The sequence below is a fragment of the Paenibacillus oceani genome, assembly GCF_014705615.1.
Taxonomy (GTDB): domain Bacteria; phylum Bacillota; class Bacilli; order Paenibacillales; family NBRC-103111; genus Paenibacillus_AB; species Paenibacillus_AB oceani.
The window spans coordinates 1-23,002 of the sequence record NZ_JACXJA010000003.1 but is presented as its reverse complement, the minus strand read 5'-3'; the positions used below and the strand labels follow the sequence as shown (position 1 = coordinate 23,002).

The 23,002-nt window shown below is 51.2% G+C and carries 19 protein-coding genes and 1 riboswitch; of the genes, 6 read left to right on the top strand and 13 right to left on the bottom strand.

Annotated features, from left to right (window positions below; all coding sequences use genetic code 11):
* Positions 1-2 precede the first annotated feature (2 nt).
* The 3 genes from IDH45_RS01955 to IDH45_RS01945 are packed head-to-tail and all read left to right on the top strand — an operon-like array spanning position 3 to position 1,658.
* Positions 3-701 carry a sialate O-acetylesterase gene (locus tag IDH45_RS01955; protein WP_190924165.1) on the top strand — a complete coding sequence of 233 codons (699 nt, stop codon included), beginning with the start codon at positions 3-5 and terminating at the stop codon, positions 699-701.
* 37 nt (positions 702-738) lie between these two features.
* Positions 739-1,203, top strand: coding sequence for a DegT/DnrJ/EryC1/StrS family aminotransferase (locus IDH45_RS01950; protein ID WP_190924163.1), 465 nt, complete (start codon positions 739-741; stop codon positions 1,201-1,203).
* Positions 1,204-1,244: 41 nt separating this feature from the next.
* The gene (locus IDH45_RS01945; RefSeq protein WP_190924161.1) at positions 1,245-1,658 is read left to right on the top strand and encodes a helix-turn-helix domain-containing protein; all 414 of its coding nucleotides are present in this window, start codon (positions 1,245-1,247) and stop codon (positions 1,656-1,658) included.
* A gap of 71 nt (positions 1,659-1,729) precedes the next feature.
* On the opposite strand, the gene IDH45_RS01940 is transcribed toward IDH45_RS01945, so the two are convergent.
* Positions 1,730-3,862, bottom strand: a complete 2,133-nt coding sequence (locus IDH45_RS01940) for a glycosyl hydrolase family 28-related protein (RefSeq protein ID WP_223836312.1) — start codon at positions 3,860-3,862, stop codon at positions 1,730-1,732.
* A 235-nt stretch (positions 3,863-4,097) separates the two neighbouring features.
* Between IDH45_RS01940 and IDH45_RS01935 the strand changes: the two genes are divergently transcribed.
* Positions 4,098-4,931, top strand: a complete 834-nt coding sequence (locus IDH45_RS01935; RefSeq protein WP_190924157.1) for a helix-turn-helix domain-containing protein — start codon at positions 4,098-4,100, stop codon at positions 4,929-4,931.
* A gap of 129 nt (positions 4,932-5,060) precedes the next feature.
* Here the strand turns inward: IDH45_RS01935 and IDH45_RS01930 are convergent, their stop codons facing one another.
* The 4 genes from IDH45_RS01930 to IDH45_RS01915 form a co-directional block, all read right to left on the bottom strand.
* Positions 5,061-5,555 (bottom strand): HAD family hydrolase, encoded by a 495-nt coding sequence (locus IDH45_RS01930; protein ID WP_190924155.1) that lies wholly within the window; start codon positions 5,553-5,555, stop codon positions 5,061-5,063.
* A 372-nt stretch (positions 5,556-5,927) separates the two neighbouring features.
* Complete coding sequence (locus IDH45_RS01925) at positions 5,928-7,847, bottom strand: hypothetical protein (protein ID WP_190924153.1); 1,920 nt, start codon at positions 7,845-7,847, stop codon at positions 5,928-5,930.
* 63 nt (positions 7,848-7,910) lie between these two features.
* On the bottom strand, positions 7,911-9,209 hold the full coding sequence (locus IDH45_RS01920) for an ABC transporter substrate-binding protein (protein WP_190924151.1): 1,299 nt from the start codon (positions 9,207-9,209) through the stop codon (positions 7,911-7,913).
* Between the two features lie 13 nt (positions 9,210-9,222).
* Positions 9,223-10,554, bottom strand: coding sequence for an ABC transporter substrate-binding protein (locus IDH45_RS01915; RefSeq protein WP_190924149.1), 1,332 nt, complete (start codon positions 10,552-10,554; stop codon positions 9,223-9,225).
* Between the two features lie 151 nt (positions 10,555-10,705).
* Here IDH45_RS01915 and IDH45_RS01910 point away from each other — a divergent pair, with 151 nt between their 5' ends.
* Positions 10,706-11,590 (top strand): AraC family transcriptional regulator, encoded by an 885-nt coding sequence (locus IDH45_RS01910; protein ID WP_190924147.1) that lies wholly within the window; start codon positions 10,706-10,708, stop codon positions 11,588-11,590.
* Positions 11,591-11,608: 18 nt separating this feature from the next.
* On the opposite strand, the gene IDH45_RS01905 is transcribed toward IDH45_RS01910, so the two are convergent.
* The 8 genes from IDH45_RS01905 to IDH45_RS01870 form a co-directional block, all read right to left on the bottom strand.
* Entirely contained in the window at positions 11,609-12,412 is an 804-nt protein-coding gene (locus IDH45_RS01905; protein ID WP_190924145.1) for a M55 family metallopeptidase, read from the bottom strand.
* Between the two features lie 66 nt (positions 12,413-12,478).
* Positions 12,479-13,816 (bottom strand): ABC transporter substrate-binding protein, encoded by a 1,338-nt coding sequence (locus IDH45_RS01900; RefSeq protein ID WP_190924143.1) that lies wholly within the window; start codon positions 13,814-13,816, stop codon positions 12,479-12,481.
* 48 nt (positions 13,817-13,864) lie between these two features.
* A complete protein-coding gene (locus IDH45_RS01895) occupies positions 13,865-14,785 on the bottom strand; it encodes a sugar phosphate isomerase/epimerase family protein (RefSeq protein ID WP_190924141.1) in 921 nt (306 codons plus the stop codon).
* Positions 14,778-16,004, bottom strand: a complete 1,227-nt coding sequence (locus tag IDH45_RS01890) for a sialidase family protein (protein WP_190924139.1) — start codon at positions 16,002-16,004, stop codon at positions 14,778-14,780. Before IDH45_RS01890 ends, IDH45_RS01895 begins: the two co-directional genes overlap by 8 nt.
* A gap of 474 nt (positions 16,005-16,478) precedes the next feature.
* Positions 16,479-17,093, bottom strand: a complete 615-nt coding sequence (gene purN / locus IDH45_RS01885) for a phosphoribosylglycinamide formyltransferase (RefSeq protein WP_190924137.1) — start codon at positions 17,091-17,093, stop codon at positions 16,479-16,481.
* A 2-nt stretch (positions 17,094-17,095) separates the two neighbouring features.
* Positions 17,096-17,749 (bottom strand): cyclodeaminase/cyclohydrolase family protein, encoded by a 654-nt coding sequence (locus tag IDH45_RS01880; RefSeq protein ID WP_223836310.1) that lies wholly within the window; start codon positions 17,747-17,749, stop codon positions 17,096-17,098.
* A complete protein-coding gene (locus tag IDH45_RS01875) occupies positions 17,746-18,612 on the bottom strand; it encodes a bifunctional 5,10-methylenetetrahydrofolate dehydrogenase/5,10-methenyltetrahydrofolate cyclohydrolase (protein WP_190924135.1) in 867 nt (288 codons plus the stop codon). The genes IDH45_RS01880 and IDH45_RS01875 overlap by 4 nt, the downstream gene beginning before the upstream one ends.
* 105 nt (positions 18,613-18,717) lie before the next feature.
* Positions 18,718-18,802, bottom strand: a riboswitch (ZMP/ZTP riboswitch).
* 54 nt (positions 18,803-18,856) lie between these two features.
* Entirely contained in the window at positions 18,857-20,176 is a 1,320-nt protein-coding gene (locus tag IDH45_RS01870) for an ABC transporter substrate-binding protein (protein WP_190924133.1), read from the bottom strand.
* Positions 20,177-20,734: 558 nt separating this feature from the next.
* Between IDH45_RS01870 and IDH45_RS01865 the strand changes: the two genes are divergently transcribed.
* Positions 20,735-21,604 carry a helix-turn-helix transcriptional regulator gene (locus IDH45_RS01865; protein ID WP_190924131.1) on the top strand — a complete coding sequence of 290 codons (870 nt, stop codon included), beginning with the start codon at positions 20,735-20,737 and terminating at the stop codon, positions 21,602-21,604.
* Positions 21,605-23,002: the final 1,398 nt, after the last annotated feature.

Below are 23,002 nucleotides of genomic sequence, written 5' to 3'. Positions count from 1 at the left end.
GTATGAAGCTCGATCTGTTTCTGCTGATCGGACAATCCAACATGGCTGGAAGAGAAGCTCTTGACGGGATACGGGAGCCCGACCCACGTATCGTTTCGCTTAATGCAAAGCGGGAATGGGCTCCCGCGATCGAGCCGATCCACTTCGACAAGCCGGGAATCGCCGGTGTCGGTCCCGGCTTGGAGTTCGCGAGAACATTGATGGAGCGCGGCGCTTCTAACGCGATCGGGCTCATCCCTTGCGCCGTGGGCGGGACGAAGATCGAACACTGGGTTCGCGGCGGGGATCTGTATGAGCATGCGATGGAACGGGCGGACTTTGCGATGCAATCAGGCCAATTGAAAGGGATTTTGTGGCATCAGGGCGAGAACGACGCGATGGATGCGGACGATGCCGTTCCGTACCGCAAACGCTTTGAGGCGATGATCCGGGATATGCGCGAACGATTGGGGCATCCCCGCGTGCCGTTTCTTGCCGGGAAGCTCGGGTATTTTTTGTCGCCGGATACGTTTCCCTTCGCGCCTCTACTCCGAAGCATCGTGGAGGAAACTAGGCAAACGGCGCATGAATACGGTTGGATCGATTCCGCCGGCCTGGAGCATTCGGGAGATTCACTGCATTTTCTTTCGGCATCGGCCAGGGAGCTGGGCCGCCGTTATGCGGAGACTTACTTATCCATGACCGGGCATTCCGCAGGATAAGACAAATTAGGAAGCATCACGATAAGGAGCGAATGAAATGAACGGATACGAAAAGCTTGCCCTTCTCGGAGGAACGAAAGCGATTGATTCCCCGAACTGGGACATGTTCAAATGGCCTATTATTACCGATGAGGACGAAGCGGCCGCTTTGCAGGTATTGCGGAACGGCGCGATGTCCGGGATAGACATCACCATGAAATTCGAGAAGGAATTCGCCGAATGGCTGAATATGGACTACGCGCTTGCGTTCAACAACGGAACAAGCTCGCTTCTGGGCGCCTTTTACGGCTGCGGAATCGGAGTCGGCGACGAAGTCATCTGCCCGAGCATCACTTATTGGGCGTCTGCTCTGTCGGCGTATAGTCTCGGAGCGTCCATCGTATTCGCGGAAATCGATCCGTTGTCGCTCTGTCTCGATCCGAACGATTCGAGCATCGGATCACGGACAAAACGAAGGCGGAAGAGGCAGCCGGAAGGGTCGAAGCCTTATTCGCGAATCTGATGGCGGAATACATCAATCCCGATTTGCAGGGACGCAGCAACATGATCCGCAACAAGTTGTCGGAGGCGTTGATCACGCTGCTGCGCGCCATCGACTCGAAAGACGCTGCGGCAAGCACCGCAAATCGGAATGACAGCAGTCAGCCGTTCTGGCCTGCTCTTCACTATGTGCATGTACATTATGCGGACAAATTGACGTTGGAGTCGGTGGCGGCGCACTTTCATATAAGCGCACCGTATATTAGCCGGTTGTTCAGGGAAAATACGGGGCAAAGCTTCCTCGAATATGTACACCAGCTGCGCATTAACAGCGCTGCCATGATGCTGATCAATACGGACAAGTCGGTTACCGACATCACGTTCGATACGGGCTTCGAATCGATTCGTACCTTTTCCCGCGTGTTCAGGGAAATTATAGGTCAATCCCCCCGAGAGTACAGAAAAGCGTATCAATAATTTATCGGGAACGGCGAAGCGGGACCACTGGCTTTCGCCTCCTGGTCCCACATCCGGCCATTTATAGACTGTTATAGCGCCAGCAAGCGGCATACCGCACCGACGGGAAACGATGCCCTTACATCTCCCTGCAAAATGATTCTATACACCCCCCGACTGCCAAAATCGTTGTAGGATACTGGAATCGGAGAGACAGCCCCTGCCTCGTTAATAATTTTCGTATATTGGTAATGCTTGTCTTTCGGAAGTGCGAAATGGACGGACGTATTCGTACCGGCAAAATTGACCGCTGTAACGATTGCTGTCGTATAGCTAAGCATTTCGTCAAACGTTTTCGTATCGGCATAAATTCCGACAAGGCCGATATATCCGTTCTTCACCACGTTATCTTTAACGACGACACTCTTGGTGTGGCCCGCCGTTCCGATGATCGAGAACAGGTTTTGATCCACTCCGCAGTTCAGAATGCCGTAGGCTGCCGCCATCCGCAGCTCCCGGTCTGCCATGCTCGTTCCCATTTGGGTAATATTCGCAGTTCGGAAAACAAGTGCATGTTCCAAGTCGGACGAAACATTCGTTCCGTACAGCTCGTAATTCCCTCCGCCATACACCGTTAATGCACTTTTGCTGCCGCTTACTTCGGATGACTGGCTGTTCAGATCCAGATAATCCATCATGTACATTCCGTATTCTCCGCCCGCCATGCTCACATTCGACAGATGAACCGTGCCCTTCAAGTAAGACAGATTGGAGATGCCGCTTGAATATTTGACCCTCAGATCGTTATATCCGGACCAATGGGACGTCTCCTTCGTCCGAATGACCGTATCCTTCAAGTACAGCTGGCTATCTCCGGTGCCCGCCTTAAAATCCAGCATAACGCCGGTAACTCTGTTGTTCATAAAGCTGCAGCCTGTCACCGTATGCATCATATTTTCCGCATTCGTGCCGCGCGCTCCGGCCAAATAACCGATCAGGCAGGAATCGGACGTTACGCCGTTAACGTTCGCATTCGCATAGACGGCGCCTACGGCGCAGCCAAGTATTTTGTAATCGCCGCCGATCGTACAGTTTTTGAATATACCCCCTTGAACGTTGACGTTCAAAATCATTCCCGGATCGCCCTCTACGAGTATTCCGGCCTTAGCCGAATAAGGGGAGTAACCCGGTTCGTTCCAGCCGTTGCAGTTGATAAAGTTGTAGGTTCGTCTCATCTGCTGCGCCGGTGCGCACCAGTTGTCCACGGCGTACATCGCGTAACCGAGGGAGCTGGCGTTGCTGAAGCAATCGCGGACCACGACATCGTCGCAAGAGGAGAAGTAGAAAACGCCGACCGAACCGCAAAGACGCCCGACTATATTTTCCACGACAACGTTTCCGGACCGGGTAACAAGCAGCGCATGACCGCCTTTCTCAATCGCAAAATTCGTTCTTCCGTCACCCCAACCGGCTCCGGTGCCCGCATCCGTATTTCCCCAGTTCTCTCCCTTGCTTTCAATGCGCAGATCCCTGATCGTCAAGCTGACGCACTGATCGATGGCCATTGTAGTGTGAAACGATGTCTTCGACGTCGGCGTCCGCTGCCCGGAAGGATGCAGCCACGAATTGACTCCGTCCCCGCAGATCGTGATGTTCGACAATCCCCTGAACAACAAGCAGCCGGAATCGACGATGTACTCCCCTGCGGGAAAATAGAGCGAATCTCCATTCTGCATAGCGGCAATAGCCAATCGGATCGCGGCCGTATCGTCCGTGCTGCCGTCGCCCTTCGCACCAAACCATAACGCGTCGAGAGCCCCGTTGTATATCCTTTTGAATCTGAGCCCGGAAGCGGATACGAGGATGGTTCCTGTATTATCCGCCGATGAAGTGTCGGAAGCATCCGCATGGAAATGTCCTCCCTTGCCGCTGTCGGTCACATAGTAAATACCTTCTGCGACGGTAGCTGTCATCGCACGCAGCTCGGCGATAGTCGTCTTTCGTACGCACCATTCGGGACCAAGCCCAAGCGGGGGACCGTAAACGCTGTTCGTCACTCCATTTCCTTGCGCAAATCCGACGGTTCCGCTCAGGAGCGGACCTGCTGCCGCCGCAGCACCCGCCGCTCCGATCATAGCGAGAAGCTTCCTTCTGCTAAGCCCGCTGTCCGATCCAGCCTGTTCCGTATCCTGCTGGTTAAGCTGTTCTTCATTGACGATTTTCATCGTGTTCCATTCCTCCATTCGATCGTTTCCAATGCGGCTTAAATATATCTACCTTAATATAAGCCGGTCAGATTGATTGGAAAGCAGAGGAAGCTTATAATAATAGTGTTAATGTAAGTGTTTTCATTTATAGTCGTTCATTCGGAGAGGGGCTAAAGATGATCTATATCTCTATACCGGAAAGAGCGCATCTTGCGGTTAAATGGGTCAATCACTCACGGTCGAATCTTTTTTTATGTCCCCACATTCCAACCCGCACTATGAAATATTGATGGTTTCCGACGGTCCTGTCTATTTGCAGGTCAATGAGGAAAAACTGACGCTCAAAACCGGGGACTGCTTGCTCATTTCTCCTTGGGAGCAGCATCACGGCTGGCGCAGAAACGACGGTCGGGGCAGCTTTTTTTGGGTTCAATTTACAATCGACCCGGCGCCGGCTTTCATTGAAGAACAGAATCATACGAGTGCGCTGCTTCCATTAAATCAGTTAAACAGCATCCATCTGCGGACGACCGACGATACAAGGAGCGAACAATTGCTGATCCCCCGTCTGTTTGCCCCTGCCCAACGTTACGAATGCTTAAGAACTTTCGAGCAAATGGTACACGAATTTTTTCACCCGAAAGGGTACTTCAAATTTCGGTTAACGCGGTTTTTGTGCAAGTTAATCGAGCTGATGGCAGAGGATGTTCTGAATGGATTGCTAAAAGATTCTTCGCTGCCCGCATCCTATGCAACTTACAGAAATTTGATAGACTGTTTGCATGAAAGCTACACGATGGAATGCTCCGCGGATTTCATCGAGAAAACCTTGGATCGCCGGTATGAGTATTTGTGCCAAATTTTCCGCAAATATTCCGGTATGACAATCAGCGCCTATATCCAGCATCTTCGCATTCAGAAAGCGAAGCATCTGCTGCAAAGCAGCAGCAAAACCATTCAGGAAATCACAGCGGATGTCGGTATGAAAGATTCCTTCTATTTCAGCAGAATGTTCAAGAAAATAGAGGGGGAAACCCCCAGCCGGTTCAGAGTCATGAACAACGCGCTAAAAAAACCCGCCAAATGACACATTGGCGGGAAACGTTTTGAACTCAAAGGAGCGCGCCGACCGAATTACCCGATCAGCCCCGCGTAATGAGGACGGACAGGACCTCCATTCCTAAAGCTGGTTCACCATCGCTTGTCTCTTCGCGAATTATTTAGTCGTCTCTTTCAGTTTTTGTTTAAGACGGGCCTCGATATCTTCCCAGTCCGCTACCCAACCTTGTGGCGTTAACCTTCTTCCTTTTATTTTTACAACTTGTTGAGACACAGGTTTGTAAGATTGGTTTATAGGCAATTCCGGCATCCATATTTCCCATTCCCCAGCTATTAATTTCTCTATTTCGTAAGGAGTATCTTCGATCATGATATCAATCTGCAAGAGCTGAGCAGCATTCAATTTGCTATCGTCATGGTCTTCTGCTACTAATACCGACTCAAACAGCTCGAACGCGTGATTCATTTTCAGCCACCGATGAGTTTCCGCTCTGCAATTTATTCTCGAGCTGATAATGCTGAACCTCAAGCCTAGCTTGGTATACATTTGTATGACTTCTACCGCCCGGGGGGCGATTCTGATATCGAAGAACTTCTCTTCTCCCCCATGAACTGCTAATACGCCGTCTAGATCCACACCAATGTGGAGCATGTCATCTCTCCTAAATTTATTTTCATTTCGATTAATGACATCGAATTGAATTCAGCCGGAAATTCCGGTGCTCACGTAAGCTTCCACTACGTTCCGCTCCTCATTTCCCAGCTTCATCCAATCTTCTTGGTGCTGAAAGCCGGACTTTTTGAACTCGCACGAATAAGCCGGATCTCTAACCGAAAAAACAAAAACTATCACCTCAACTTTCACCGCCCGACAACTCTGGACCATAGTGGCATTATACTATTCCCAATCGACACTTTTATAATATTTGTTATTAATGGTAGTATAAGGTCCCGTGCAAAATGCTGTAAATGCAGTAGGAGGACTCCTGAGAGAAGCCCTCCATATACTGGATCGTCCCGTCACTCACTTAACCGTGTCCGCCAGCTTCATGATACGGATTGAAGTCAAGCTTGCTTGGCTGGCCACTGTAAACGATTGCGTGCTAAACGCTACGAACTGGATAGGGAGCGTAGTAGAATGGCTTGCTGCAAATTCGTAGGAAATCGTGGCCGATCTGGATGCGGTATAGTGCCTTTTCTCACTAACGGGAGTCGCCGCCGCCAGCCCCATTATTTTGTATAAAATCTCGGCCTCAGGAGTCGCTGCAGTACAAATCGATACTTCAATACGGTATTTGGACCCTGCGGTTACTGGCAATGAAAGCGTGTTGCCCCCAGTCACGCTGCAGCCAACTGCAGTAAAGGCCGACATCGGCAATGTCATATTTGTCGAAGCAGGCACGACAGTATCAGCCGTTACATGAAGTATGCAACTCTGAATGCCAGGTTCCTTGTCTTTATTCGCGGAAGTATATTTCACTGGCCCGCCTGCTCCCCCGCGAATATCAAATCGATTCCGGTTCGGATAATCGGAATTGGATTGGTCGATAACCTTGGTGCCTGTGGCCGTATTGTAACACGCCGTATCTGCGGCAAGACTATTATTGCTGGATGTCCCCTTAAACGTCACAGCAGATGTAATCTTGTTGCTTCTCTCCCAAATGTTGCTGCCGCCAGTTATTGCATTATAGTGAGAGTCGATAAACTCGATACCCGGAGTATCAGCAACCTGACGCATATTATTGTTCCACATATGCGTGTTGCTTACCGTGTTAAAGTCGGATTTTACAAAGACCAGGCCTTGTCTTTTGCTTCCACCGAATCTTGAATTGGACAGACCCATTCGGAATGTGTTGGAAATGATGCCGACTGCTTCGGTTCCTCCGTGTCTAAGGACTATCGGCGCAGAAGCAGAAAATTCCACCTTTCTGTCCCTGCCGTCTCCTTTTGGGTGGGTGTACACTTCCCAAACCCCTGCTGTAACTTTGTGAGCAAAATAGATCGCTTCCGGTGAAAGCAGCGGATCGCTGAGCGGCGCGCCGGGTATCGAAACGGGAGCTCCTTCGTACAACCAGGATTCAGCCAAGGAGATCGTCCCGTTGGTTTGTGCAGTTCCGTTCTCCTCTTGGACTTGCTTGGTCTGATCGGCTTCCCCCCAGCCCCAGCACAAAATATTGGTACACGCTTCCATAGATTCCGATCGGACTACCGCGAATGAGCAATGCAGTCCATCGGTGCCGTCGAAATCTACATCGGATAACTTGATGTCATTACATCCGACAAAGCAAGCTCCCGACATAAATAGGCAGTCATGGATGTTCATCGGGCCCCCGTTGAATACAGCCCCCCAGCCTTTCGGGCCAACCACCCTTACCCCGCGGATGTTCCCGCCGAAGTTGCGGAGATTGGCATTCCTCTTCGTAACAATGCCATGCGAGGCATAGGAGGTCTGACCTGCCTTATTGGCATCCAGGGTTAGATTATACAACCCCCAGAGCATAACTCCCGACGGCACCGTTAGTAATGGCGCGTTGGCCCCATCGATCAGTCGAAGAACGGACCCGACATTCCAATTGGATGTCCGCGCCCATCCCCCCTGCGAGTTGGAACCGATTAGCGTCAACCGGTCGACATAGGTTAAGGGGGAAGTGGTGTATACTCCGTCACACGGGATATATACGCTTTTTTTGTGTGCGCCCCCCGTTGCGTAGGAGATAGCGGCTGTAATTGCGGTATGATTGTCGGCAAGTCCCGGGTCTGCTCCAAAATCGCGTATATCGACAACGTCATCCGCAATCGACACGAGTTTCGGATTCTTGTTGTTGTCATTGTCTTTCCCGTTTCCGTTCGCATTCCCGATGCTCACTCCATACAGCATGGCTGATGCGCCTGCCACCCCCAGCGCACCAAGCAGCTTGCGTCTGTTCATTTTTTGATCTTTCATCGCGATCGTCACTCCTTCTTATGATTATTTGGCAGGGCTTGCAGTCCCGCGTGTCCCTTACTTCTAGTTACGAAGCGCCTGAAGTTCTTTATTTGCCTTTTCATCGGCTTCTCTCAGAGCCGTGTTGATGTCTTTTCCATCCTCGATCTCTTTAGCGGCCGCATTGATGATTTTGGTGACCGCGGATACTTCTTTTGTAACCGGGGGTTTGAACGCCTGCACGTTATTGAATAAGGCGGGCACGTTTTTGCCTTGCAAGGCTACAAGATCTTTCCCAAAGTTCTCTTTAAACCGAGCATCCTTCAAAGCGGATATTCGGCCGCTTCGGGTTACCATCATTTGAACTTCGTCCGATGTCATCGAAGCCATCACTTGCAGAGCTTCTTTCACATGTTTGGTTTTCGATGAAACAAGCAGCACTTTAGCATCGAAGCCGAGTCCGATCCCCCGCTTTTCCTGAAAGTTCGGATAAGAAGCGATATCAAAGTTCAATGCTTTTCCGCTTGATTGCAACTGCTCCAGAAACAAGATGACATTATCATAGGTGGCGTACATGGCAAGCTCTTGCTTTGCCATAAAAAAAGTGTCAGGACTGCCGTTAAATTTATTTTGAGGCAGCTCCTTTATCATTTTGAATACTTCTGCCGCCCGTTTCCATCCTTCGGTAGCAAAAGAGGCTTTGCCCGTTGTGGTGTCGATGTACGGCAAAGAAAGAGACGTTGCAAGGTGAGTGAAACCGGCGATACCCAGAGGTTTATATATAACTTCTCCATCGGTCCTCGCCAGTCTTTTGCCGAGCTCTAAAATATCATCCCAGGTCGAGCCGTCTTTTGGATACGGTACTCCGAATTTATCGAATATATCTTTATTGTAATAAAGGCCCGCACCGTTGATTGAAAAAGGAATTCCGAATAACTCACCGTTTTTCCCGTACGATTTAATCGAGTTTATCGCTTCCGAATTCAATCGATCCAGTTCATACTGGTATTGTTTAATCGGGCCATTAAGGTCGATAATCGCTTGCAAGTCTCCACTGTAGCCGCCGATGTTTTGCGTATTTGCATAAATCAGGTCAGGAACGTTTCCGGCGATAATAAATTTTTCCAGCCCTGCGCCGCTATAGTCGTTCGGTTCCACCATCAACTCAATATGAATATGAGGATATTTCCGTTGAACCGGATCCAGCACAAGACGTTTGAAGTCCTCATCCGAAAACGATTGAGCAAGCGTATACATCTTTAATGTCACAGGTTCGGGAGATTCCTCTATTGTTTGCGTTATGCCGCTTTTCTCACTTGCACATCCAATACTTATAGTCGCCGCTATCCCCATCACAAACAGAGGTTTCCACAATTCTTTCATAAACCTGTTCCTCCTAATAGGCTTTATTCGTTTTATTCCCGGATTTCGCAGCCTCAATTCTTTTGTCTGTGGCCTCTTCGGCTTCACGTAAAGCCGTGTTAATATCCGCCGTGCCTCCGGCCACTTTGTTCGAAGCTGTTGAAAGTTCCGAAGTCGCGATGTAGTTGTACGGGGAGATCGGGGGCAATGGCGCCGGTGTGTTTTTAAATATGCCTTTTATATTTTTCCCTTTCAGAACTTCGATCTCGCTTCCGAATGTTTCCTGGAATATATCTCCTTTTAACGAGGACAATCTCCCGTTCCGATTTGCCAGCAGCTGGTTTTCTTCATTCGTCAGAAAAGAAATGATTTGAAATGCCAGCTCCTGATGCTTGCTCGCTTTTGAGATCATCAGATTATGAACGTCAACCGTCCTTGCTACCCCCGGAACTTCATGATGATTCGGGTACGATACGACATCCCAATTCAACCCTGCGCCTTCTTTCCTCAGCGCCTCCAGGGCATTAATAAAATCGATATTTTCAGGCGCCATCGCTAAAATCTGGTTTTTCGCAAAGTTATCCTTAATAATTCCCTTATAGTCGCGAGTTGCGGGAATCTCATGCAGCGTTTTTACGAACTGCATCATCTTCTTCCAGCCGTCTGTTCGGAAATCGGCTTTACCTGTCGATGGATTGAAATAGGGCAATGGAAACGACTCCGCAAGCAAAGTCCCATAAAATTTGGTGCCGTAATATTGAACGTCTCCTTCTTTGCGAGTCAATTTCCGGGAAAGTTCGATGACCTCATCCCAAGTGATCCCGTCTCTCGGGTAGGCAACGGCAAACTTGTCGAATAGATCCTTGTTGTAAAATAGTGCCGCATGATTCATTGTAAAAGGAATTCCGTACAATTCGCCGTTATCCCCGTTTTTCTTGATCGCTTCGATCGACTGGGGTACAAATGTATCAAGATTGTATCGGTTTTCTTTGACCAACGTTCTCAAATCAAGTGGGACATCTACGTTTTTAAAAAAATGAGTATGCCAAGAGCTGGTATAGATTAAATCAGGAAAAGAGCCGTCCGCCAGTTTCTCATGGATATCTGGATCCAAATCGTACCGCCAGTTCAGGTTAGTCTTCTTAACGAGCTCCAGAGTTACGTTCGGGAATTTCTTTTTGATCGGCTCTTCAAAAACTTTCTTATAATAATCATCAGGCAGCAGAACATGCTGATAGAACTTCAGGGTAACCGGCTCGGCCTGATCTTCTCGACTCTTGACAACCGAATCTGACTCTCCGCAACCGCTTAGCCATAGTGTTCCTATGACCGCAGGAATCGCTAACTGGATTTTCTTTTTATTCATCGAATCCCAACTCCGTTTTCCACATATTTGTCTTGATCGCCATAGGATTGCTGTGAAACTTATAGTATAATTTCTGTGTTGTAAGCGGTTACCATTATATGCGCCCATTCTTCCGCAAGGAAGCGCTCCTACTAGCTAAGGGGGAACAGCCATGCAGATTGCATTTGATACGGCAGAAGATTTAAGCAACGCAGTTGATGAGCTTTTTCATAATTTCCCTGCACTGCTGTATTATCATCTGGATTCGGTCGCTCCCTTCCCCGGCATCCAGAGCCATAACGGAATTGAAATGTATTACATCGAGGCAGGGTACGGAAATTATTTGGTCGGCGATCAGGTGTTTCCGCTCAAGCCGGGGACGCTCATGATCATACGCCCCTACACGTTACACAAAGTATTGCAAACCGACGTCGATTCAATGATCTGCAGAAACGTGCTAATGTGGAAAGAAACATTCATCAAAGATTCATGGATCGAGCCGCTGCCTTACCCGCTGGATGATATGCCTGGAGACAGTTGTCGCGTTCAGTTTCCGTCCGAGCTTCAGGGACGGATCAGTAACCTCTACTCCAGTATCCACCAAGAGCTGAGCCACAAAAATAGAGGCTATGAGGCGGTTGCTCATTGTTTGATCAAGGAGCTTCTGCTGCTGACGTACCGCCAGTTTCACGAAGAGGATAAGGAGAATCGTCTGCAGCCCCATAACGATTTGCCCGAAGAAATCTCGTTCCTCGTTCAATATATCGGGTCCAACTTCCATCACGACATATCGCTTAAAGAGCTGGGGCAGCTCGTTCATTTGAATCCTTCTTACCTCAGTTCGGCGTTTCATAAATATACCGGCTTGACCATTATGAAATTCATTGCCGTCAAGCGGCTCCATCACGCGAAAAAACTGCTGCGGGAAACGAAGCTAAGCATAACCGAAATTGCTTATCTCAGCGGGTTTAACAGTCATTCCTACTTCATCTCGATGTTCAAAAAAAACCATAACCAAACCCCGGCATCGTATCGGCGCCAGTATAACCGAACATGACCTCATCTCCACGGCGCGTTACGCTTTCGCTTGGAGATACGTTTCCCAAACTTCCAGCACCGAACTGCCGCGCAGTACCATCGTATCCGGGGAACAAAAACGGTCTCCCAGACGTGAATGCAGCTTGTGGAGCAGTTCTCCCTGCCGAAAGCTCATGGCAAGCTCCACGGGGCCGTCTACAACATAGGGTTGAAGCACCGCTGCCCTCTCCCGGCAGCTTGCCGCACCTTTCCGAAGTCGTTCGGAAGTAAGGGAGGGCGGGTCGCACAGCGCCGACTCGCTCCCCGTCGATTGCTTGACGGTAACGGTAAGGACGCCCGGTAGCAGCTCTTCCGCTTCCTTTATTCCTTCGGAATCGCCGGTCACCATTACGACCGGTACGCCCGCTTCCCCCGCTGCGGCAGCCTCGAGACCGATCTCGCCGACAACCGTACCGTTCAGAGTCATACGTGTAATGTCGTGCTCATAATTGTGCGCCAGAACGGCATCCGGGACTCCGGATCTGGCATGAAGCCCTAGCAGGATTACGCCGTCATACTTCTGCTGCAGCCAGCCTTTGTTGTGCGGCGTATAGTTCGGCTTACCGCAAATGACCTTCACTCGCGGATCGAGCCCATCGAGCTCGATGTTCGTTCCGAAGAAATGAATGTCGTACACGATGACCTCGTCGTCTTCCTCTAGCAGCAGTCCTTCCAGCAGGGCATTCAAGTCATGCGTCAGCATGTTGCGTCCGAATTCGTATTCGGAGGCACCCGGCACCACCTGATTCATCCGGACGACTCCCGTTAGCCCTTCCATGTCGCTTCGTACCATCCATCTCATCGTTTGGTCTCCAGTCTGTCATACGATCTGTTTGTGCTGTTCGCTCATCATTCCATAAGAGATTTATTATTTGCCTCTGATTTGTTTCTCTTCGGCAACCGCCTTATCCGCTTTCTCCGCCGCCTCCCGCAAGGCCGTGTTCAAATCGGTCTTTCCATTTACGATATCCATCACAGCTTCACTGTACAAGCTCTCGATCTTCGACTCATAGTGCGATTTGAGTGCGATTGGAGCCATTTTATTGTAATAGACGGCTTGCCAGTTTTTGCCCTTGTACGCACTTTCCTGTGCGAACGCTTTTTGGACGGTTTCATCCTTGAGGGAGGACATGACGCCCTTTTTAGATATTTCCAGCTGGTATTCCTTCGATGTGAGGTATTTGATAACCTCCATCGCTTCATCTTTGTTTTTGGCCATAGAGGTGATGCCAATGCTGACCGGCAAGGATTGCGAACCGACGCCCGGCAATTCCTTAAACGTCGGCAAAGACACCAGGTCCCAATCTATTTTTTCAAGTTCTTTAGGGACCGCGAGCGGAAGTCCATAATGCGACGTATACATAGCTAGATCCTGTGTATCCGTAAAATCCAACCGGTTCGGAAGTCGTTTCAGCTCTTTGACCCGTTCGGTATAACCTGGATTACTGGCAGGATTCAAGAACAATATTTGAATCTGTTTTTTCCATGATTCCCGTTCAAAAGTAGACTTCCCCGTCTTCGGGTCCAGATAGGGTTCGGAGAACTGGTTTGTTCGAAATGCAACGGATGGCGAGGCTGCGGCAAAACCCAGGTATTGCTTGCCTCCTTCTTTGCGCGTTAATCTCTTGGCTATTTCATTGATCTCATCCCAAGTCATTCCATCCTTTGGATAAGGAACTCCAAACTTATCAAAGCTTCCTTTGTTATAAAACAAGACCTGAACCTGATTTTCCGTTGGGAGCATAAACAGCTTGCCATTGCTGGCTGTCCGGATGGTGTCCATCACCGATGGTTCGAACGACGACAGGTTGATCCCGTGTTTTTTGGCCAAGTCCGACATGTCATACTGCAAGTTGTATTCGATCAGCGGCTGTAAAGCGGATTCGAGTACGTTGTACACTATATCGATCCTCTGTTTTACGGCCATTAGTTCGGGAAACGTAGTACCTTTCGCGTCAGGGATGTACTTAATGATGTAATTGGGAAATTTTTTACGCAGATCGTTCCCGTATTTGCTGTCAAACTGTTCAACAGTTCCTCTATTATTAGAATGGAAAATAAGTTCAATCGGCTCATCTGTTTTCTGTTGAACGGCGGGATTGTCTCCTTGAACTTGCCCGTCTGCCCCGCTCCTCCCCCCTTCACTACTGCAGCCAATCGATGACAACAATAAAGGGATAACGGCGAGCAACATCTTCTTATTCATATAATTCCCCCTAATAAGTACGTTTCTTATCCCCTTCCTTGACCATTGCTATAGCCTTATACGTCCCCAAGCTTCTCTGAATTTGGCCAAAAAAATGGACATGCTCTCTTCCTCGGTCAATCCCAGATATGGACGCATCTCGAACGTAACCGTCGGACGGCTGTCTTCGCCCAAATAACCCGCAAATACAAGCTCCTGGAGAAAATCAACCAGTTCGGGCACATCGTGCTCCCCTCCGGGATACCCCCAGGGCGGGTGCATATCGCCGTAAAGAGGGTCGTTCGGAATTCGTTTGACACAGCTGCCCAGATGAATATGCCGCACGTAAGGCGAAGCCGTCTGTAAGGCGTGACGGAACGTTTCCTCCATAAGCGGGATATGTCCCATATCGACGAGCAGCCCGAGATTGATCGTTCCGTTCCGGTGCACCCGACGGACAATTTCCACCGCTTCTTCACTCGGTCCGATCAGCAAACATTTGCCTATTGAACGGTCGAACGGCTCGATGAGAATATCGAGATCCGGGCCTGCATGCGAGCATAAGGCAGTCAAATATTCGACAAAGTACCCTCTTTGCTCGTCCCGTTTTCCAACGCCGGGATCTATACCGCTCGCCACTACGATCTTCCGGGCTCCGAGCCGGCGCGCCCGCCTTACGTGCGATTTGGCCTCGTCCAGCGTATGCTCGCGGACTGAAGTATCGGGACTGTGCGGGTTATATCCCACTCCGTTCATAAGCGGCATATTGTAGACGACCGCCTTGCCGCTCTCGCGTACCCTCTTTGCGATATAATCGAGTGTATCCCCGTCCTCCGGTACGAACATGTCGATTACTTCATATTCAGACTTGTTCAGGACGCACGCGATCGTTTGTTTATGCACTTCCACCGATTCGAATGAGGCGGGGTACAGAAGATGGTGATTGATCCCGAGCTGCAGCCGCTGTCTCCACGGTTCGCTGTTATTCATCGGCAATATATTTCCCGAGCAGATAATGTTTCCGGTCCGGGTACCAGAGCACTTTCTTTCCCTTGTAGTCCGTGTAGCTCGGATACGTAGCGATTTCGTTCGTTCCTTTCGGACCGACGGTGACTCCGTCCGTATCGAGAAACTGGATGGGCTGGTCAAACCAGACCGGCTGACGGGCTGACTCCTTGTACGTGCCGAAGCTCAAATAGGCGGGTCTGCGGTTACGCAGCGCATGCTCAGGCTTGAACTCGCCCAGATGGCCGTCGTTGTTATGAAAGACGAGCATATATTTCCCTTTGCCTCCGACCGGATAGATCGGACACGAGGCGATCGGCTGCTTGATCGGTTCTCCGCTGTCCTGATATCTCAACACCTCCGGCTTCGTCCAACTGCCTCCGTCATTCTCGGACAAGGAGTACCAGATAAATCCGGTAAACGTCCGCATTACACAAAATAGCCGATTGTCGGGCAGCAGTACGATACTTGGTTCTTGCGCCACCGATACTTCCGGCTTCCCCGGGTACGGGACCTCGAGTCCGACGTTATCGTCGGGAAGCCAAGTGATCCGGATATCCGCCGGTTCCGGCCCTTCGTCAATGTTGTCGAATCGCATGAACATCGAACGTGAATCGTACCCGTACCAGTCTGCAGGCTTCTCCTGTTGATGCACCGGACTGCTCCACTGCGTATATCCCACGATCCACCGGCCGAGACTGTCCCGGATCGGCTTCTGCCATACAATCCAATTTCTAGGCACGTTCGGATCGGGATAATCGAACCGGTTTCTTTTCATCGGAATATCGCTAGCAGTTGTCCACGTCCTGCCATCATCGTCCGAGAATACACATCCCATAGTCCCAGTTGCCTGCGAGTCGTAATCGTATACCCCGATATCCTTCATATAGAATATATAGATTCTTCCTTGCTTCGAAACGACCGGGAACCCCCAGCTCGCTTGATTCCCCTTCTCCCCCTTTTTTGTCCCGACTATATACTCGGGCTCCGTCCAATGTACGTTATCAGTGCTTCGGGCAAGCACGAGATGGTTATCACCGTGCCCTTCCTTGGAGCACTGTGTCCAAAGAGCGAGCAGTTCCCCCTTCGGCGATTCGAACACAAGAAAGTGCTCGTTCCCTCCGGTGTAATCATCGCTTTCCGGAATGTATACGACGATGTCCGGATTGCTGCGTCTCCATTCCGCTGCTGGATCCATGATCATGGTGCTGCACTGCCACCTTTCCGCAAGATATTGTCTTCGATATAAACTTATCATTGTCTGGAGTATCGATATATTCATTTTTTTGGGACATTTGTAAACAATATTTAGATTTTGAATCTGCCCCATTGACGGCAGCCTGCTATGAATTGGAAAATATAAGGGATACGGAATTCTGCATAAGTAGGGGGCGGAGCACATGTGGAGCAGAGTGGACCGACGGCTAAGGAGCAACGTACTCAAAAATATTACCCTACTGTAACTCCACAGCCTATTTCAGTTGGAGGAAGCCTCGGGTTACGCACAGAAAACAGCTTTGCAACATTTCGTTTACAACAAAAAGAAACCCGGTTTACACACCGCCGGGTTCTTCGCGCTACTCATTCGGAAAACAGACGAATGGGCTTCGTCAATATTGTATTTAGCATAAACGCTTCTTACCGGATCGAGCCGCGTCTATACTCCTCCTCCACAGCCTCAACCGTTCAGCGGCGGCAGCACGATCTCACCGGCCGCAATCCGTCCGAGCGTCTCGACGTAAAACGAATGCTCCCTGTGCAGCACGCGCGCGGCCAGCGTCTCGACCGAATCGCCCGGCTCGACGGGTACGACGCTTTGCGCAAGTACCGGTCCCTCGTCGTACTCGCCGTCGACCAGATGCATCGTTACCCCCGTCTCGGTCTCGCCTGCAGCGAGCACCGCCTCGTGCACGCGATGGCCGTACATCCCGTGTCCGCCGAACTTCGGCAGAAGCGACGGGTGAATGTTCACGATACGTCCGGCGTAGGCGGCCAGCGTTTGCGGACCGAGCTTTTTCATATACCCGGCCAGAGCGATCAGATTTACGTCCTGCGCGATCAACGTATCCAGAATCGCCCGGTCCAGCGCTTTCGGCTCCGGATAAGCTTTCGAGCTGAGATGGAAGCCGGGGATTCCCGCCTGCTTTGCCCGCTCCAGCACCCCCGACTGTGAATTGTTGCTGATCACCGCTTTAACGGCTGCATCCAATCTCCCTGCGGCGGCAGCGTCGATAATCGCCTGGGCGTTCGAGCCTCCGTGCGAGGCGAATACGGCTATGTTCAGTTTCGGCATCTTTACCTGCTTCCTCTCCAGATGATCCCGCGTACGGCGGTTACCGCTTGCTCCTTCAGCCTTGCCGTCTCCCCGAGCAGCGCAGCCGCCCGTTCGTCGTACCGCTGCTTCGCTTCCTCGTCTTTCAGCGAGGCCAGATTGATTTCTACGGTCAAATAGGCAGACTGAGCCGCCGACTCGAACAAAATCGCGCCGATCCCGAGATCGGAGATGACGTTCGGATTGGCGGACTCCGCGATACGCACCGTTTGCTCAAGGGCGTCCCGGCATACGCGGATAAGCGCGAGCGGCACTTCGATCGCCTGTCCGGCCGCATCCTGGATCGCTTGCGCGCGCACCTGCTTCTCCTCGTCCGTCGACTTCGGCAGCTTCAGAGCCGACATATACCGCTCAAAAGAAGCGACGTCCGCCTCCAGCAAATCTTCGCAATCCCGGGTCCAGTCCTGCAGCCGGCCGACCGCTTCTTTCATCGCCGCTTCCGCTCCGGCGAATTTCGCGCCTTGGGTAAAATTGGCCGCCATCGACACCATCGCGGCCCCGAGCGCTCCGACGAGCGCCGAGACGCTGCCTCCGCCCGGCGTCGGAACGGCTGCTCCCGCTTCTTGAACAAAAGATCGGATCGTCCGGTCGAACATCGCGTTTTGCTGCTCCATCATCGTGCAGCCTCCCTTCCAGCCTGCTGCTGCAGCCGAATCGCCCGCATCGCATTTTCGAACAGCAGCGCCGTCGTTAAAGTGCCTACGCCCCCGGGGACCGGAGACATCGCTTCTGCAACCTCGATCGCACGCGGATCGACATCGCCGGTGATCCTTCCATCCGGCAGCTCATGGATGCCCGCATCTATGACGATCGTCCCGGGTAGGATCATTTCCCAGGTAATAACTCCCGGTTTCCCGACAGCGGCTACGACAATATCCGCATGTTTCAGATGAAACGTCAAATCGGGAGTTCGCGAATGACATACGGTGACGGTCGCCTGCTCCCGCTGCAGCATATGGAACAGCGGCAAACCGACCGTTTGACCGCGTCCGACCAGCGTTACATTTTTTCCTTCCAGCGTATAGCCGTATGCCTTCAGCAGCCGGATGCACGACTGCGGAGTAGCTGGAACTAATCCGGACTCGCCGGTCATGACGGCAAGCCGGTTGGCCGGTGTGACCCCGTCGACGTCTTTGAGCGGATCGATCGCCGCCGCTACCGCAGAAGTCGAGATGTGAGCGGGCAGCGGCAGCTCCAGCATAATTCCGTGTACGGCTGCATCCCTGCTCCATTCCGATACGATTCGGATCAGCTGATCTTGCGTAACATCTCCCGGCTGTTTCATCAGCTCGAACTCGATTCCGAGCTTCGCTGCGACTTTACGTTTCGTCTCCGCATAATAAACGGACGCCGGATCGCTGCCAACTACAAGCGCCGCTATCTTCGGTATCGTTCCGTTTGCACGCTGCCGCGCCGCTTCTGCCGCTACTTCCGCACGGACTTGCTCGGCTGTTTCCTTCGCCTTTAACCATACTCCCATACGTATCCCTCCCGGTTATCGCGGAACCTTTAACGAATCCCCGATATCTGCAATGGCGTACAACAAAAAAAGCATCCGAAGCAGCCGCTATATGCGGTACTCCGGACACTTTACCCAGGCGAGCGGCAGTTGTCCCTTCCGCACGCTCCCCAGTGGTGCCCCACTTGATTCGCCAGTCGCGTGCGGACTGTTCAGTTGCCCTCATCATATCAAAGTTCATCCGTGCTGGCAATGCAGGCCAGCTCTATTTTTTCAGCTCTTCCTGAATCTTTTTGTTCGTCGCTTCCTCCGCTTCCCGCAGCGCGGTATTGACGTCCTTTTTGCCGAGGATTACGTTGTTGAAACCTGTAAGCAGGTTGCCTTCCGCGACGCTGTTGAATTTCCCGATCGGCGCCGCCGGAGCGAACTTGGCCGGTACGATCGCTTTGCTGTTTTTCCCTTTATACATCGCCGCGTCTTGACCGAACGCTTTTCTCAACTCCTCGCTCTTCAGCGCGGATATGAACTCTCCCCGCTTCACGCCGGGCAATTGAAACTCTTCCGAAGCCAGATAAGCCATCACCTGGAACGCCTGATCCTTATGCTTGCTCGTATTCGTCAGCCAGAACGCGTTCGGGTACGGCTGCGGCCCTACGCCGGGCTGATCGGCCATCGCCGGGAACGTCGCCAGATCCCAATTCATGCCTTCCAGCTCTTGGGCCGTGTGCAGCGTGCTGACCGGAATCCACATCGCGACCGTCCGGTCTTTGACGAACGTATTGCGCTGATTGGTTACATACGTCAGGTTGCCGTTCATGTTATAACCCGGAAGCGTATAGAAACGGGTCAAATTGTCGAACAGCTTTTTCCACTTTTCTTCGGAATAGGACGCCTTCTGAGTGGCCGGGTCGAACGTTTTGAGCGAATACGGATTCAGCCTCATGAAATGCTGGGCGGATACGAACAGCCCGCGATACGTGACGCCTCCGTCTTCCCGCGTCAGCCGTTTCGCCAGATCGTACAGATCGTCCCACGTATTCCCATCCTTCGGATACGGAACGCCGAACTTGTCGAAGATGTCCTTATTGTAATACACCGTCGCAGGCGACATGAATACCGGCAGCCCATACATGCCTCCACCGCCCAGCAGTTTCATCTGGTCGACGACCGCCGGTTCGAGCTTGTTCAAGTCGAACTTGTATTTCTCGATGAGCGGTGTAATATCGGTTTGAAGCTCATGCTGAAGCAAATTGTTGTATACGAGTCCCGTCGACGAAAAAATGAGGTCCAACTGCTCGCCGGCCGTAATCATCTCCTGCACTTTTTTCCCGTTCGTCATCGGTACGAATTTCGGCGTAATATGCGGGAACTTTTGTTTGACCGGACCCGCGATTTCTCTCTCGAACCTTTCCGCCGGCCAGTCGCCGCCGCCGTCATAGAAGACAAGCTCGATCGGTTCTTCCTTCTTCGGCGGCTGCTGAACGTCTTCGCCCTGCACACCGGCTTGGCCTTTCCCTCCGCATGCGGCCAGCATTGTGGATACAAGCGCTGCTGCGATTACACCGTTTACCATTTTTTTACTCATGATGGACACCCCTTATCGTTATCTGTTTGAAATTTGATCTGCAAGCGATTTCATATTAGAAATATAGCACAGCACTCCGGCTAATGGCTTTAGACACGAATGGGAAGGCTGGCGGTTCATTTAACTGTCAGTGGTTTTTTGAGGAAACCCCGTCATCGGCTTGATATGGACTGGTAGTCGGTCAGTGCGGTTAGACGGGGGCGGGGCGATATCGGGAGATGGGACGATAAGCGGCTGGGGGGCAGCAATGGCAGCGCGGGCGGACGACTAGGGGCAGTCACTGATCCAGCAAACAGGCTGGTGGCGACTGGGGAGCAGTCACTGATCCAGTAATGGGCGAACGGTGGCTGGGCGGCATTTGGTGGTCAGTCGTAGACAGGTGAGTGGCTGGGGCAGTCACTGATTTAGCAATGGCGGACGGTGGCTGGTGCTGGCGGTAATCAAGCAATAGGCGGGCGGGGGTTCCGGGCTTAATCCTCCTGCTTTTCGCCTAAGACGGCTGTGGTATAATACAGATACATGATAGCTGTGCGCGGGATAAAGGAGGATGTCATCGGAATGAAACCAAAGTCTAATCCTATCCGGATGTTCACCGAATATTATTACAAATGGAGTTATTTCCCCGTCACTACTTCTTTTCACTCTCATTCCCAGTACGAGATCTACTATTTCCATAGCGGTCGGTGCGATTATATGATCGGCGACCGGATTATTCCTTTGGAATCCGGCGATCTGATTATTATGAACGGCATGACCCGCCATTGTCCGAAAGTACACCCTTCTGCGGAATATGTGCGCACGATGTTTTCATTTAATCCGCATCTGGTTCAACTGTTCGGCCCCAGCCTGCTTGCTTGCGGACCGCTCCGGCCGTTCGAGCTGCTCGGCAACCATCATATCCGGCTCGATGCGGAATCCAAAACGGAATTCGAAAGCATTTTGGAGCGTATCAACAACGTGTATTACAAAAACGACGTCATTAACCGGAACAGACTGCTCAGCGCTTTTTTCGATCTGCTGATGCTGATTTATGAGAAATGTCAGGTCGATATGGAGTTTGCCCGCGCCAACGTCACGGACCGGGAGCGGCATGTGCAGCGGATGATCGCTTATATCGAGGAAGGTTATGCGGAAGATATCGAGCTCGACAAGATGGCCGCCGATCTCCATCTAAACCGCTTTCATTTGATGAAGCTGTTCCGCGAGGTGACGGGCATGACGGTGTTCGATTATATTTACACGCGTCGGGTCAATCAGGCTAAAATCTTATTTTTCCACAGCGACGGCAATACCGTCACCGACGTGTGCTACAAAGTCGGCTTTAAACACCTTTCCCACTTTAGCCGCGTCTTCAAAAAACAGGTCGGGATGACGCCCGACCAATACCGGAAAATGATGCAGGTAACGCCTTCTATGGCTTATCGATAGATCAACTTCGAAACAGGCCGCGAACTCGCCCCAAAACCTGGATCAAGGATCGGGGCGGACTCGCCGTGAGGCCAAGCTGGAGGCCCAGGTCGTCTAACTACTGGAGGCAAGATCTGGAGGAGTTCACCGTGGGGCTAAATTTGTGACGAGGGCGTCAAGCTGGGGGTAGAGACTAAGGCCGGGGGCGCTGCGAGGCCAAGTTTGCGGCGGCTTCGCCATGCTGGAGCCAGGGGCCGAGACAGGGTACGACTCGAGGCCTTGTTGCGGCGGCTTCGCCATGCCGGGTCCAGCGGCTGAGGCAGCGTTCGATTCGAGGCTTAGCCGGATGCAGGTACGAGCAAGGTAACCTACGTCAGTGAAGGTGCCGGCTTGCCAGACTTTAGGGGTTCCGGGGGTTCCTCATCTATCCCAAGGGGGCACAAGAGGCGAATGAATGAAATAGCAGTCTTTTACACCCCTTATTTTCCAATTATCCGGATTTTTTTAAAAATAGAAGTTTTTTGTAGCTCTTATTTTCGACTCTACTACCCGATTTTCGCCCTTCCCCCTCAAATAAGAGCTTCTACCATCTCTTATTCTTCCAAACAATCCAATTTACTCAAAAATAAGAGGTGCAAACCACTCTTATGCTTCCCTCATACGAATTGACTATCCACCGTCCCAATAGTTAACCCCACCGCGCTACACAAACTTCTTGACGATTCCCCTCATACGGCCCTCTCTGTTCTCCATCAGCTTCTAATCCATCCATTTTTAACTTAATTTTTCTTTTATTCCTTATTTGTGAAAATTCTTTTCTTACTCCTTCCTTCATTCCTTCATTCCTTCATTCCTTCATTCCTCCTTCACTACTCCTTCCTTACTCCCTCATTCCTTCTAGCTCCTTCTAGCTCCTTCTATCTCCTTCTAGCTCCTTCTATCTCCTTCTATCTCCTTCTAGCTCCTTCTAGCTCCTTATAACTCCTTCTAACTCCTTATTGCCCCTTCACTCGTTACCTCTCCCTCCTACCTCTTCTTTCCCGGCCAATACATAATCCGCTTTCTCATATTTCTCATATGACTCACCAAACTCTCCACGGCTGCAACTGCCTTCAGCCGCTCCCTGCGCTCCGCCGGGTGCAATGCTCGCCCGCCCCTAGTTCCTCCTGCCGCATTTCAAGTCCCCCGTAACCTTCATTTTCCCTCCTACCTCCTCCACATCGTGTGACTCCTGCCCCCCGCCGCAAGCTGCCTCGCCCTCCCCAGCCTCCGCTTGCTCCACATAGAAAAAAGGCGCCGGCTTCTTAACCGGCACCTGTAAAAAAACTTCTAGTACCCCATCAATCCTTAAATTGTGGGTAAAGGCGTTTTAATTTGATCCTTGCATCATCAGTAGTAAATTGCCAATCTACGCCCTTT

Coding starts and splice junctions, on each gene's coding strand:
- IDH45_RS01955 (WP_190924165.1), top strand. CDS start 3: ATGAAGCTCGATCTGTTTCTGCTGATCGGACAATCCAACATGGCTGGA.
- IDH45_RS01950 (WP_190924163.1), top strand. CDS start 739: ATGAACGGATACGAAAAGCTTGCCCTTCTCGGAGGAACGAAAGCGATT.
- IDH45_RS01945 (WP_190924161.1), top strand. CDS start 1,245: ATGATCCGCAACAAGTTGTCGGAGGCGTTGATCACGCTGCTGCGCGCC.
- IDH45_RS01940 (WP_223836312.1), bottom strand. CDS start 3,862: ATGAAAATCGTCAATGAAGAACAGCTTAACCAGCAGGATACGGAACAG.
- IDH45_RS01935 (WP_190924157.1), top strand. CDS start 4,098: ATGTCCCCACATTCCAACCCGCACTATGAAATATTGATGGTTTCCGAC.
- IDH45_RS01930 (WP_190924155.1), bottom strand. CDS start 5,555: ATGCTCCACATTGGTGTGGATCTAGACGGCGTATTAGCAGTTCATGGG.
- IDH45_RS01925 (WP_190924153.1), bottom strand. CDS start 7,847: ATGAAAGATCAAAAAATGAACAGACGCAAGCTGCTTGGTGCGCTGGGG.
- IDH45_RS01920 (WP_190924151.1), bottom strand. CDS start 9,209: ATGAAAGAATTGTGGAAACCTCTGTTTGTGATGGGGATAGCGGCGACT.
- IDH45_RS01915 (WP_190924149.1), bottom strand. CDS start 10,554: ATGAATAAAAAGAAAATCCAGTTAGCGATTCCTGCGGTCATAGGAACA.
- IDH45_RS01910 (WP_190924147.1), top strand. CDS start 10,706: ATGCAGATTGCATTTGATACGGCAGAAGATTTAAGCAACGCAGTTGAT.
- IDH45_RS01905 (WP_190924145.1), bottom strand. CDS start 12,412: ATGAGATGGATGGTACGAAGCGACATGGAAGGGCTAACGGGAGTCGTC.
- IDH45_RS01900 (WP_190924143.1), bottom strand. CDS start 13,816: ATGAATAAGAAGATGTTGCTCGCCGTTATCCCTTTATTGTTGTCATCG.
- IDH45_RS01895 (WP_190924141.1), bottom strand. CDS start 14,785: ATGAATAACAGCGAACCGTGGAGACAGCGGCTGCAGCTCGGGATCAAT.
- IDH45_RS01890 (WP_190924139.1), bottom strand. CDS start 16,004: ATGATCATGGATCCAGCAGCGGAATGGAGACGCAGCAATCCGGACATC.
- purN (WP_190924137.1), bottom strand. CDS start 17,093: ATGCCGAAACTGAACATAGCCGTATTCGCCTCGCACGGAGGCTCGAAC.
- IDH45_RS01880 (WP_223836310.1), bottom strand. CDS start 17,749: ATGATGGAGCAGCAAAACGCGATGTTCGACCGGACGATCCGATCTTTT.
- IDH45_RS01875 (WP_190924135.1), bottom strand. CDS start 18,612: ATGGGAGTATGGTTAAAGGCGAAGGAAACAGCCGAGCAAGTCCGTGCG.
- IDH45_RS01870 (WP_190924133.1), bottom strand. CDS start 20,176: ATGAGTAAAAAAATGGTAAACGGTGTAATCGCAGCAGCGCTTGTATCC.
- IDH45_RS01865 (WP_190924131.1), top strand. CDS start 20,735: ATGAAACCAAAGTCTAATCCTATCCGGATGTTCACCGAATATTATTAC.